Annotated in this window: 9 protein-coding genes and 1 tRNA gene; 4 read left to right on the forward strand and 6 right to left on the reverse strand. The window is 69.2% G+C overall.

Features of this window, described 5'->3' with window-relative positions; genetic code table 11:
• Positions 1–68: 68 nt before the first annotated feature.
• Together SLNSH_RS01385 and cpdR are read right to left on the reverse strand one after the other, a co-directional pair.
• Positions 69–143 (reverse strand) — tRNA-Val (locus tag SLNSH_RS01385).
• 89 nt (positions 144–232) lie between these two features.
• The gene (gene cpdR, locus SLNSH_RS01390; protein WP_245421961.1) at positions 233–598 is read right to left on the reverse strand and encodes a cell cycle two-component system response regulator CpdR; all 366 of its coding nucleotides are present in this window, start codon (positions 596–598) and stop codon (positions 233–235) included.
• 151 nt (positions 599–749) lie between these two features.
• Between cpdR and SLNSH_RS01395 the strand changes: the two genes are divergently transcribed.
• Positions 750–1,640: an N-formylglutamate amidohydrolase gene (locus tag SLNSH_RS01395; protein WP_106334842.1), complete on the forward strand. Its 891-nt coding sequence runs from the start codon at positions 750–752 to the stop codon at positions 1,638–1,640.
• 399 nt (positions 1,641–2,039) lie between these two features.
• On the forward strand, positions 2,040–2,822 hold the full coding sequence (gene hisN, locus SLNSH_RS01400; protein WP_106334843.1) for a histidinol-phosphatase: 783 nt from the start codon (positions 2,040–2,042) through the stop codon (positions 2,820–2,822).
• 6 nt (positions 2,823–2,828) lie between these two features.
• Here the strand turns inward: hisN and SLNSH_RS01405 are convergent, their stop codons facing one another.
• Both SLNSH_RS01405 and SLNSH_RS01410 read right to left on the reverse strand, forming a co-directional pair.
• Complete coding sequence (locus SLNSH_RS01405; RefSeq protein ID WP_106334908.1) at positions 2,829–3,770, reverse strand: alpha/beta fold hydrolase; 942 nt, start codon at positions 3,768–3,770, stop codon at positions 2,829–2,831.
• A gap of 116 nt (positions 3,771–3,886) precedes the next feature.
• On the reverse strand, positions 3,887–4,219 hold the full coding sequence (locus tag SLNSH_RS01410; RefSeq protein WP_106334844.1) for a PepSY domain-containing protein: 333 nt from the start codon (positions 4,217–4,219) through the stop codon (positions 3,887–3,889).
• Between the two features lie 243 nt (positions 4,220–4,462).
• Between SLNSH_RS01410 and SLNSH_RS01415 the strand changes: the two genes are divergently transcribed.
• Complete coding sequence (locus tag SLNSH_RS01415) at positions 4,463–4,927, forward strand: Hsp20 family protein (RefSeq protein WP_106334845.1); 465 nt, start codon at positions 4,463–4,465, stop codon at positions 4,925–4,927.
• A gap of 58 nt (positions 4,928–4,985) precedes the next feature.
• Here the strand turns inward: SLNSH_RS01415 and SLNSH_RS01420 are convergent, their stop codons facing one another.
• Both SLNSH_RS01420 and SLNSH_RS01425 read right to left on the reverse strand, forming a co-directional pair.
• A complete protein-coding gene (locus SLNSH_RS01420) occupies positions 4,986–6,062 on the reverse strand; it encodes a hypothetical protein (RefSeq protein WP_106334846.1) in 1,077 nt (358 codons plus the stop codon).
• Positions 6,063–6,184: 122 nt separating this feature from the next.
• Positions 6,185–7,243, reverse strand: a complete 1,059-nt coding sequence (locus tag SLNSH_RS01425) for a threonine aldolase family protein (protein ID WP_106334847.1) — start codon at positions 7,241–7,243, stop codon at positions 6,185–6,187.
• 612 nt (positions 7,244–7,855) lie between these two features.
• On the opposite strand from SLNSH_RS01425, the gene gltB reads away from it, so the two are divergent.
• A complete protein-coding gene (gene gltB, locus SLNSH_RS01430; protein WP_106334848.1) occupies positions 7,856–12,574 on the forward strand; it encodes a glutamate synthase large subunit in 4,719 nt (1,572 codons plus the stop codon).
• Positions 12,575–12,636 lie beyond the last annotated feature (62 nt).

Below are 12,636 nucleotides of genomic sequence, written 5' to 3' on the forward strand. Positions count from 1 at the left end.
CCGAAAAGCGAGCGGCGCGCAACGAAAAACCCCATGCCTCGCCGTGGCGCTGCATGGGGCTTTCGAAATGGTGGGCGCGACAGGGATCGAACCTGTGACCCCTACGATGTCAACGTAGTGCTCTCCCGCTGAGCTACGCGCCCGGCGACGACCGAGGTCGTTCGCGAGTGGCGGGGGTATACCGGCTCGATCCCGGGATGGCAAGCGCCATCGTGGCCGCCGCCGGCGGAATTCACGCAGCCTGAAGAAGCTTCTGCACCTCGTTGACGAGGTCGCGGAGGTGGAAGGGCTTGGAAAGCACCTTGGCGTCCTTCGGAGCGTTCGAATCGGGGTTCAGCGCCACGGCCGCGAAGCCCGTGATGAACATCACCTTGATGTCGGGATCGAGCTCGGTCGCGCGCCGGGCCAGCTCGATGCCGTCCATCTCGGGCATCACGATATCGGTGAGCAGCAGCTCGAACGGTTCCTCGCGCAGCCGGTTATAGGCGGACAGCCCGTTGTCGAAGGAGGCGACGTTGTACCCTGCGTTTTCCAGAGCCTTGACCAGGAAACGACGCATGTCGTTGTCGTCCTCGGCCAGGAGGATGCGGGTGTTGATGGTTTCAGCGGACATGGAAAGCTCCGGACCTCGGAATCATGAAGCGCGGGGTGGGTAAATTTCCCGTGAAAGACGAGAACCGTCCCGAACGTGGACAGCCCGGGCGGTTGCAGGCAGACTTCATACCAGCCTTTGCGGTGGCGGACACCTGATGACGAACCCCTTTGCCGACCTGTTTGCACCCCCCTTTCAGATCGCCGAACCGGCTTCGTGGACAACGCCCCTGATCTTCAACTCGCCCCACTCGGGGCGCGTGTATCCCGACAGTTTCGTCAAGGGCTCGCGTCTGGACGCCATCACCCTGCGCCGGTCCGAGGACACCTTCGTGGACGAGCTGTTCGCTGGCGTCGTGAGCCGCGGCGCGCCGTTGATGTCCGCCAACTTTCCGCGGGCCTATCTGGACGTGAACCGCGAGCCCTATGAACTGGACCCGCGCATGTTCGACGGGCGCCTGCCGGCTTACGCCAACACCCGCTCCCTTCGCGTCGCCGGCGGCCTCGGCACGATCGCCCGAATCGTCGGAGACGCCCAGGAGATCTATGCCCGGCGCATCCCGGTTGACGAGGGGCTGCAGCGGATCGAGCACCTTTACAAGCCGTACCATCGCGCGCTGGAGAACCTGCTCCAGAACGCGCTGCGCCGCTTCGGCGCGCTGCTGCTCGTCGATTGCCACTCGATGCCCTCGGGGGTCGCCCAACGGGAAGACGCGTCCAAGGCGGACGTCGTCATCGGCGACCGCTATGGCTCCAGCGCGGCGGGATTCTTCGCGGACGTGATCGAGCACGAGCTGCACCAGCGCGGCTACGTCGTGGCGCGGAACAAGCCCTATGCCGGCGGATACATCACCGAGCACTACGGCGACCCGGCCGGCGGCCGCCACGCGATCCAGATCGAGATCTGCCGGAGCCTCTACATGGACGAGCGTCGCTATGTCCGCACTCATGGCTTCGCCCGCGTCGCGGACGATCTCATGGCCGTGGCCGAAGCGCTGATGCGGGAAATGAGCGATTACCTGGGCGCAGGCCGCCTCGCCGCCGAGTGAGTTGCGGCCCCAAAAGCAGCCCCGAAAAAGAAAGAGGCCGCCAACTGACGCTGGCGGCCCAAGTCTAGGGAGGAAACGCCCAAGGAGGGCTGCGTCGAACGCGCGATGCGCGTCCCGACGCCCCCTGAATATGTCATTGCACCGCACAATCCGCAAGGCCTCCCGGCGGCGCGGGGCGAGGATCTGCCGCGTCGAAAACGCAGGACAGCCATTGATTCCACTCGGCTTTCCGCCATGCGTGCGCCGCAGCACAGAAGTGTCTCGGGCAGAATGGTTTTGGCATGAACCTTGTGCGCCGGGCCCCATCGAGCCCGGTTTGCCAAGCCCGGCGATGTTCACTATCACGGTCGAACCTGCCCCGCCCGCCGGGGATTCCCTTGCGCCAGGACTGGATGGATCATGACGGCCGTCGATTTCGCAGCGTTCGTGGACGACCTCGCCACCCTGTCCGGGACGGCGATCATGCCCTTCTTCCGAACCACCCTGGCTGCAGCCGACAAATCCCGCGGCGGCATGTTCGATCCGGTTACGGAGGCTGACCGCGCCGGCGAGGCCGCCATGCGCCAGATGATCAAGCGCACCTTTCCATCCCACGGCATCATCGGTGAGGAATACGGGGACGAGCGCACGGACGCGGAGTTCGTGTGGGTGCTGGACCCGATCGACGGAACCAAGGCCTTCATCTCCGGCCTGCCCATGTGGGGCACCCTGATCGGCCTCACCCGCCACGGCGAGCCCTGCTACGGCATGATGCACCAGCCGTTCACGCGCGAGCGCTTCACGGGCGACGGCGGGTTCGCGCGCTGGCGCGGGCCCACGGGCGAGCGCACGCTGCGCACGCGCGCGTGCGAGTCCCTCGGCGACGCCATCCTGTCCTGCACGTCGCCGCGCATGTTCCGCGGGGCCGAGCTGGAGGCCTTCGAGCGTGTGGAGCGCGAGGCGCGGCTCGCGCGCTTCGGCTGCGACTGCTACGCCTACTGCATGCTGGCGGCAGGACTAATCGACGTCGTCATCGAGACCGACCTGAAGCCCTACGACATCGTGGCCCTCGCCCCGATCGTGACGGGCGCCGGCGGCGTCGTGACCACCTGGTCGGGCGAATCGGCCGCCAAGGGCGGCGCGATCGTGGCCGCAGGCGACCCGCGCCTCCACGAGAAGGTGCTGAAGCTTCTGAACGCCTGACCGGCGCTAGGCAGGCTCCGCCAGGGTCGAGGCCTCCGCTGGCCGGTCGCGCACGGGCGTCGAGCCCGGGATGAAGGCGTCGAACGCGGTCCAGAACAGCCCGCGCACCCAGTCCCGCTCCACCAAGAGCTCGTGCATGGCGCCCGGGAGCACGATCGCGCGTCCGGCCTTGAGGCGCGCCGCGAACCGCTCGGCCGCGGGGGTGACCGTCACGCTGTCGGCGCCGCCGGCCATGATGAGCATCGGCGTCGTCAGCTGGAGCGGGTAGTTGGGATCCCGGAACGGATCCATGGCGCGGAACGCGGCGTGGACCCACCCGATGGTGGGATCCCCCAGGGCGAGGTCCGGCGCCTCGGCGATGATGTCGGCCGTCCGGGCGTAGCGGTCGGCGTCCAGGGTCAGCGGGTTGCCCACGAAGGGGCGCGTGTTGACCGCCGTGCGGCCTCCGCCCGGGATGTAGCTGCCCCCCAGCCCGAGCACGTCGAGCCCGGCCGCCAGCAGGTGGATGCGCCGCGGCCGCCGCAGCCCCGAAATCTCGATCATGGGCGCGGAGAGCACCGCCCGCTCCACGAGGTCCGGAACGGCCCGCAGCGCCCGCAGGAGGATGCAGCCGCCCATCGAATGCGCGAGCGCGAAAACGGGACCCGGGCAGTACGGCCGGACCACGCCCTCCATCACGGCCGCAAGGTCGGCCGCGTAGTCCTCGAAGTCGTCGACATGCCCCTTGCGCGCATCCTTGAGCAGGCGGTCCGAGCCGCCCTGCCCGCGCCAGTCGAAGGCCACTACAGCGAAGCCGCGCCGACGCAGCTCGGCGACCACCTCGAAATACTTCTCGATGAACTCCGCCCGGCCCTGCAGTACGACCACCGTGCCGCGGCTGCGCCGTCCCGTAGGACGCCAGCGAGCCACGCGCAGGCGGACGCCCCCCGCGCTGGTGACGCGCGTCATGACGGGTTTGGAAGGAATCGGATTCTGGGGGGTCGAGACGAGGTCCACGGGGGCTCCGGCGAGGCGGTCGCGCGAATGATAGCCGAGTTCAGCCGCCCCGGAAGGCCCAATGCGCCCTAGAGCCGTGCGTCCGCCGCGCGGCGGGTCGGCGGCGCGAGCACGGAACCCTGCAGGGGGGCCAGCCCGGTGATCTCGCCCGTGAACGCATCCACCACCGTGCGGACCTTCTGGCCGCGCGGTCCGGACGCGTCCGCCACCCACTGCCCGCCCCGGCGGCGCAGGTTCCGCACCTCGGAATAGCCCTGGCGGGACAGCACGGCCTCGACCGCCCCGGACTCGAGCCCGCCGCGGGACACGTCGTCGCCCGCCAGCGCCGGCCCGGGCGCGAGGCGCAGGGTGGCGGCCATCAGGCTGGCCGCCAGGCAGAGGGTGAATACGCGTGACATCATGGGAACGCCTTCCGGGATCGCCGCAGATCCCGCCTTGACGCGCCTTGTCGCATGCCGACCCTGAACGCCGGCGGAAGCAGCCGTTCACCCGCCGTTCATCCGCGCACGGCGCTTGCGATGGGGGTCTTGAACGGCCGACGGGCCATGCCCACCTCTGCGATGCGCAGGCCGCAACGGCTGCGCGACGGCCGGTCCGGCCTCGGAAGGCGGACCGCCCGCATGTCGCTTCTAGGAGGATATGCTATGCGTAACTACGACCTCTCCCCCCTCTACCGCTCGACCGTCGGCTTCGACCGGCTCTTCTCCATGCTCGACCAGATGTCGGGCCCGGATTCCGCCGCCAGCTACCCGCCCTACAACATCGAGCGCACCGGCGAGAACGCCTACCGCATCTCCATCGCGGTGGCCGGCTTCACCGACCAGGACATCGCCATTGAGGCGAAGGAGAACGCGCTCACCGTGCGCGGCGAGAAGAAGGCCCAGGAAGACCGCCCCGGCGAGGTGCTCTACCAGGGCATCGCGGCCCGCAGCTTCGAGCGCCGCTTCCAGCTCGCCGACTACGTCCAGGTGACGGGCGCGAGCCTCGAGAACGGTCTTCTGCACATCGACCTCGTGCGCGAGATCCCGGAGGCCAAGAAGCCTCGCCTGATCCCGATCAACGCGGGTTCCAAGACGGTGATCGACACCACCGCCAAGGCGGCCGCGTAAGCGCGAACCGAAGTCCCAGACGCGAAGGGCGGCCGACCGGCCGCCCTTTTTGTTGCGTTCACTCCAGCGTGGCCGGAGGCACCATCGGCGTGTCCGCCTTCTTGCTGGAGTCGTCCAGTGGGGCCGCCGGGACGGAGCCGCCGCCTGAAGCCGAGCCGGTCGGCTGGCCCGTCTTGGGATCGACCAGCGGCTCCGGGATGCGCTGCGGGGCCGGCGCGGCCTGGCGCACCGCCGGGGGCTCCTGGGCGGCCGGCTTTTCGGGGGCGACCACCGGAGGCGTCGTGGTCGGCGGGACCGCCGTGGGCGCCGGCGCCGGCATGGGCGCGGGGGTCACGGGCTTCGTGGCCTCGGGCTCGGGCGCAGCCGGCCGGGCCGCCGTCTCGGCGGGCTTCTCTGGCGCGGGCTTGGCCGGAGCCGCGTGCTCCGTCTTGGGCAGGCTCGGCACGGCCTTCGGCTTGCGCGGGGCAGCCGGCGCGGTCGCCGCATCCGGGTTGCGCGCCTGACGTGACTTCGGCGCCCTGGTGGAGGGCCGCTCCCGGCTCAGCGTATCCGGAGCCGGATTTACGCCATCCGGCTCGAACGAACGCGACTCCGGCGTGCGCGCGTAGCGTTGGTCGTAGGATGGCGCACCATACGAGCGCTGCTCATAGGAACGCTGCTCGTAGCGGCCGTAGCCGGGCGGGGGCAACTCCGTGCCGTCCTGCGGGTCCACGTAGCGATACCGCTCCCCGCCGGGCACCCCGCGCGGAGGAAGCGGCACGGGGGCGTCATAGGCGCGAGAGCCCACCACGAAGCTGTCCAGCATGCGACCGCGCCCGTCCAGGGTGACCCGGACACGGTATCCACGCCGGTCGATAGCATCGGCGCGATACAGATCGCCCGTGGCCCGGATGCGCATGACGCGTTGCATGCCGTAGCGGGAATACAGGATGTCGGCGATTTCGCTCGACCCGGAGTCTTCCCCGAACCACTGGGTGGGCTTGACCAGGTCGCTCGGGGGCGGCGGCAGCATCGCCTGCGGGCCGGCGAAGGCGGAGCCGCCCAGCGCGACCGAGGCGACGAGCGCCAGCGCGCTGCGGCGAAGGACGGAACGGAAGACCGAGGCGGTCGAGCCGTCGGCGGTGTACGCGAACATGGAGACGGGCTCCTCGTATTGCGGGCGCGGCAAGGGTTAAGGACCGATTAAGGCGGACCTGCGACGCCCGCTTGGCGTTCACACTATGGAAACACGAGCCCCGGCCGGATGTTCCGGCCTCCTCAGCCCTGCCTCGCTGCGGCCAGGAGCCCTTCGACATCGTCTGCCCGGGTCGCGAACGAGGTCACGAACCTGGCGAAGACCTCGTCCGGTCCGATCGAGAAGCCATCCGGCAGGCTGCCGCTCGACCAGGGCGCGAAGCGGTATCCCGCCCCTGTGACCGCCTTCGCCACCAGCGCCGGCAGAACGGCGAAGACCTCGTTGGCCTGCGTGGGCCAGGGCAGCCGCACGCCCGCGACGGCGGCGAGCCCGCGCGACAGCGTCCGGGCCGCGCCGTTGGCGTGCCGCGCGTTGTCCAACCAGTGGTCGTTCTCCAGGTAGCCGACCATCTGGGCGCCAAGAAGCCGCCCTTTGGACACCGTATGTCCCGAGCGCTTGCGCCGATAAGGGAAGTCCTCCGCCAGCGCCTTGTCGAAGATGACGACGGCCTCGCACGCGAGCCCGCCATTCTTCGTGGCGCCGAAGGAGACGATGTCCACGCCGGCCTTCCACGTCATCTCGGCCGCCGTGCAGCCGAGGCCGTCCAGCGCGTTCGCGAAGCGCGCGCCGTCGAGGTGCGTCTTGAGGCCATGCCGCTTGGCGACGTCCGCGATCGCGCGGATTTCGGCCAGCGTGTAGAGCGTGCCCGCCTCGGTCACCTGGGAAATCGAGACGAGCGCCGGCTGAACCGCCTTCACGACGCCCCGCGGATAGCGCTCCAGCGCCTCCTCCAGGCCGGCGGGGTCGAATTTTCCGCCCACCCCGGGAATCCCGACGATCTTGGCGCCGCCCGAGAACATCTCCGGCGCGCCGCATTCGTCGTCCAGCACGTGCGCCTCCGCGTGGCAGAACACCGCCCCCCAGGGCGGCGTGGCCGCGGCCAGCGCCAGCGCGTTGGCGCCCGTGCCGGTTGCGACCAGGAACGCCGAGCACTCCCGCTCGAACACCCGCGCGAGCATCTCCTCGGCGCGCTTGGTGAAGGAGTCCGCGCCGTAGGCCGGCTCGGCCCCGTCGTTGGCGGCCAGGAGGGCCTCGAGCACCGGCCGGCTGGCGCCGACCACGTTGTCGCTGGCGAAGTTCATGCGTGCGCACCTGCGGAGGGAAACAAAGCCGCCGCACGATGCACGCCCCGGGCGCGCCTGCAAGCCCCGGAAACGCAATCCGGCGCTGCGGCGCCGTGCTGCTGCGCGGTGAGCCGCGGGTCAGACCCTTGCGCGCCCGCAGACGCGACATTCCGTTCCTTGCGCTCACGCGAGGGCATGGGCAATTTTCTTGCAGAAACGACGAATTTTGGCCCTTGTGCGGCGTGGGGTTATCTGGCATTGTCCCGCCCCAATAGGACAGTGATGCTGTCCCAATTTCCGGGGCCGTAGCCTCGCAAAAGATGGCGGACGCCAGTGCGGATGAACGGTGCGAAGACGACGATGACGGTGCGCGGCTCGGCCGCCACGCGCGGTCGTAAACGCGCCGCCCGCAAAAACGCGGGCTGAGCGGGCGCACGCCGGTCTTCGGACCGGAGACGCCCGCAGGGAAGCGGGCGCAAACGGGGCGCGGCCGAACCTCCCTGGATCTGAAGAAGCCCCGAGCCGGATGGCGCGCGCCCTACATGGTCTTGCCATGGAGAACGCGCTTCGCACGGATGTGAGCAGCTTGGCCGGCCCTGACGGGAAGGCCGCCAGAGGACGAGGGCGACCATGAGCGAGCGGACAGGACAGGGCCCCACCGGCGCGAGCTTCGAGACGGCGAAGCGCGGGACGACCGACCGCAAGCCGCTCGTGGTGCGCGACCCCGCTCTGCCCGAGGCCCAGGGCCTCTACGACCCGGCTCGCGAGAGCGACGCCTGCGGCGTCGGCATGGTCGCCGACATGAAGAACCGCAAGTCGCACGCCATCATCCAGATGGGCCTGCAGATCCTGCTCAACCTCGACCATCGCGGCGCGGTCGGCGCCGACCCGAAGGCCGGCGACGGCTGCGGCATGCTGGTGCAGATCCCCCACGCGTTCTTCGCCGAAGAGGCCGCGAAGCTCGGCTTCGCCCTGCCGCAGGTCGGCGACTATGCCGTCGGCATGCTCTTCCTGCCTCGCGACGCAGAAGGCCGGAAGATCTGCGAGGACGTCGTCGAGAAGGTGATCGCCGACGAGGGCCAGCAGTTCCTGGGCTGGCGCGACGTGCCGGTCGACAGCTCGGGGCTGGGCGAGAGCGTCAAGCCGACCGAGCCCTGCATCCGCCAGGTCTTCATCGGCCGCGCACCCAACACGGAGGCGGGCGACGGCTTCGAGCGCCGGCTCTTCATCCTGCGCAAGGTGATCTCGAACACCATCTACGACATGAAGGACGCGCGCACGAAGGGGTTCTACCCCGTGTCGCTGTCCTCGCGCACGATCACCTACAAGGGCATGCTGCTCGCCGGCCAGCTCGGCGAGTACTTCAAGGACCTTACCGACCCGCGCTTCGCCTCGGCGCTCGCCCTGGTGCACCAGCGCTTCTCGACCAACACCTTCCCGACCTGGTCCCTGGCGCACCCCTACCGCATGGTCGCCCACAACGGCGAGATCAACACGCTGCGCGGCAACGTGAACTGGATGGCGGCCCGCCAGGCCTCCGTCGACAGCGAGCTGTTCGACGCCGAAATCTCCAAGCTGTGGCCCATCTCCTACGAAGGCCAGTCGGACACCGCCTGCTTCGACAACGCGCTCGAATTCCTGGTGCAGGGCGGCTACTCGCTCGCCCACGCGGTGATGATGCTGATCCCCGAGGCCTGGGCGGGCAACCCGCTCATGGACGAGGACCGGCGCGCCTTCTACGAGTATCACGCCGCCCTCATGGAGCCGTGGGACGGCCCGGCCGCCGTGTGCTTCACCGACGGCCGCCAGATCGGCGCGACGCTGGACCGCAACGGCCTGCGCCCCGCCCGCTACCTCGTCACCGATGACGGGCTTGTGGTTCTGGCCTCCGAGTTCGGCGTGCTGCCGATCCCGGAGGAGAAGATCGTCACCAAGTGGCGCCTCCAGCCCGGCAAGATGCTGCTCATCGACCTCGAAGAGGGCCGCATCGTCTCCGACGACGAAATCAAGACCAAGCTCGCCACGGCCAACCCCTATCGCGACTGGCTGAAGCGCGGCCAGATCATCCTGGAAGACCTGCGCCCGGTCGAGCCGCGCCAGTCGCGCACCGACGTGAGCCTGCTCGATCGCCAGCAGGCCTTCGGCTACACCCAGGAAGACCTGAAGCTCCTGATGTCCCCCATGGCCATCACCGGCCAGGAGGCTGTCGGCTCCATGGGAACCGACACGCCGATCTCGGCGCTGTCGTCGCGGTCGAAGCCGCTTTTCACCTACTTCAAGCAGAACTTCGCCCAGGTCACGAACCCGCCGATCGACCCGATCCGCGAGGAGCTCGTGATGAGCCTGGTGTCGTTCATCGGCCCGCGCCCGAACATCTTCGACCTGGAAGGCTCCTCCCGCCGCAAGCGGCTCGAGGTGCGCCAGCCGATCCTGACCAACGGCGACCTCGAGAAGATCCGCTGCATCGGCCACTTCGAAGACCGCTTCGACACCAAGACGCTCGACTTCACCTATCCGGTGGAGCAAGGCGCGGCCGGTCTGGCCGGGGCGCTCGACCGCCTCTGCGAGCGCGCAGAGGCGGCCGTCCACGGCGGCTACAACATCATCATCCTGTCCGACCGCCAGGTCGGCCCGGACCGTATCGCCATCCCGTCGCTGCTGGCGACGGCGGCCGTACACCATCATCTGATCCGCAAGGGCCTTCGCACCTCGGTCGGCCTTGTGGTCGAGACCGGCGAGCCGCGCGAGGTTCACCACTTCTGCTGCCTGGCCGGCTACGGCGCCGAGGCGATCAACCCCTACCTGGCCTTCGACACCCTGCTCGCCATGCGGGCGGAGATCCCGGAGGAGGTGGACGAGGACGAGATCGTCAAGCGCTACATCAAGTCCGTCGACAAGGGCATCCTGAAGGTGATGTCCAAGATGGGCATCTCGACCTACCAGTCCTATTGCGGCGCGCAGATCTTCGACGCGGTCGGGCTGAAGAGCGACTTCGTCGAGAAGTTCTTCTTCGGCACCGCCACCACCATCGAGGGCGTCGGCCTGGAGGAGATCGCCGAGGAGACGGTGCGCCGCCATCGTGACGCCTTCGGCGACGCCCCGGTCTACCGCAACGCTCTCGACGTCGGCGGCGACTACGCCTACCGCATCCGCGGCGAGGACCACGTCTGGACGCCGGACACCGTCGCGAGCCTGCAGCACGCGGTGCGCCACAACACCCAGGACCGCTATCGCGAGTTCGCCAAGCGCGTGAACGAGCAGCAGAACCGCTTCACCACCATCCGCGGCCTGTTCAAGATCCAGACGGCGGCCGATCGGGGCGCCGCCCCTGTGCCGCTGGAGGAGGTCGAGCCCGCGGCCGAGATCGTGAAGCGCTTCGCCACTGGCGCCATGTCGTTCGGCTCCATCTCCAAGGAGGCGCACGAGACCCTGGCGGTCGCGCTGAACAAGATCGGCGGCAAGTCCAACACCGGCGAGGGCGGCGAGGAGCCGGAGCGCTTCCGGCCCCTGCCGGACGGCCGCTCCAAGCGCTCGGCCATCAAGCAGGTCGCCTCGGGCCGCTTCGGCGTCACCACCGAGTATCTCGTCAACTCGGACGTCATGCAGATCAAGATCGCCCAGGGCGCCAAGCCCGGCGAGGGCGGCCAGCTGCCGGGCCACAAGGTCGACGCGGTGATCGCAAAGGTGCGCCACTCCACGCCGGGCGTGGGCCTGATCTCCCCGCCCCCGCACCACGACATCTACTCGATCGAGGATCTGGCCCAGCTGATCTTCGACCTGAAGAACGTGAACCCGTCCGCCGACGTCTCGGTGAAGCTCGTGTCCGAAGTGGGCGTGGGCACTGTCGCGGCCGGCGTCGCCAAGGCGCGCGCCGACCACATCACGGTCTCGGGCTTCGAGGGCGGCACGGGCGCGAGCCCCCTCACCTCGCTGAAGCACGCCGGCTCCCCATGGGAAATGGGCCTCGCCGAGACCCAGCAGACGCTGGTGCTGAACCGCCTGCGCGGCCGCGTCGCCCTGCAGGTGGACGGTGGCCTGCGCACCGGCCGGGACGTCATCATCGGCGCGCTGCTGGGCGCCGACGAGTTCGGTTTCTCGACCGCTCCGCTCATCGCGGCCGGCTGCATCATGATGCGCAAGTGCCACCTGAACACCTGCCCGGTCGGCGTCGCCACCCAGGACCCGGTGCTCCGCAAGCGCTTCAAGGGCACGCCCGAGCACGTCATCAATTACTTCTTCTTCGTCGCCGAAGAGGTGCGCGAGCTGATGGCCGAGATGGGCTTCCGCAAGCTCGATGAGCTGATCGGCCGCTCCGAGCTGCTCGACAAGCGCGAGGCGGTGGACCACTGGAAGGCCCGCGGGCTCGACTTCACCCGCATCTTCCACAAGCCGCAGGTCGGCCCCGAGGTCGCGGTCCGGCACGTCGAGCGCCAGAAGCACCCGATCGATACGGTGCTCGATCGCAAGCTGATCGCCGAGGCCATGCCGGCCATCGAGGGCGGCGCGCCCGTCGAGATCCACTCGGCCATTCGCAACGTGGACCGCACCACGGGCGCCATGCTGTCGGGCGAGGTCGCCCGGCGCTATGGCTACGCCGGGCTGCCGGACGACACCGTCCGCATCCGCCTGCACGGCACCGCCGGCCAGAGCTTCGGCTCGTTCCTGGCCGCCGGCGTCACGCTGGAGCTCGTCGGCCAGGCCAACGACTATGTCGCCAAGGGCCTCTCGGGCGGCAAGCTGATCATCCGCCCGGCGGACGACGCCAAGGCGCCGGCCGAGCAGTCGATCATCGTCGGCAACACGGTGCTGTACGGCGCGATCTCCGGCGAGTGCTACTTCCGCGGCGTCGCGGGCGAGCGCTTTGCGGTACGCAACTCCGGCGCGGTGGCGGTGGTGGAAGGCACGGGCGACCACGGCTGCGAGTACATGACGGGCGGCGTGGTGGTCGTGATCGGCCCGACAGGCCGCAACTTCGCGGCCGGCATGTCGGGCGGCATCGCCTATGTGCTCGACGAGGACGGCACGTTCCGCAAGCGTTGCAACCTCAGCATGGTCGACCTGGAGCCAGTCGAGGAAGAGGAGGATCTCCTGGAGCGCCTCCACCATCACGGCGGCGACCTGGAGACCAAGGGGCGCATCGACATCATGGCCGACATGTCCGGCCACGACGAGGAGCGCCTGCACCAGCTCATCAGTGACCACCTGCGCTACACGGGCTCGACCCGCGCGAAGGAAATCCTGGAGAACTGGGCCGAGTATCGCACCCGCTTCGTGAAGGTCATGCCGGTCGAGTACCGGCGTGCGCTTCAGGAGATGGACAAGCTCCGCACCCTGCAGGCGGCGGAGTGAGCATGGTCGGCAGGCGTCCGCTTTTCTCCGTCATGGCCGGGCTTGTCCCGGCCATCCACGCC

This window comes from Alsobacter soli, assembly GCF_003004785.1.
GTDB classification, from domain to species: Bacteria; Pseudomonadota; Alphaproteobacteria; order Rhizobiales; family Beijerinckiaceae; genus Alsobacter; species Alsobacter soli.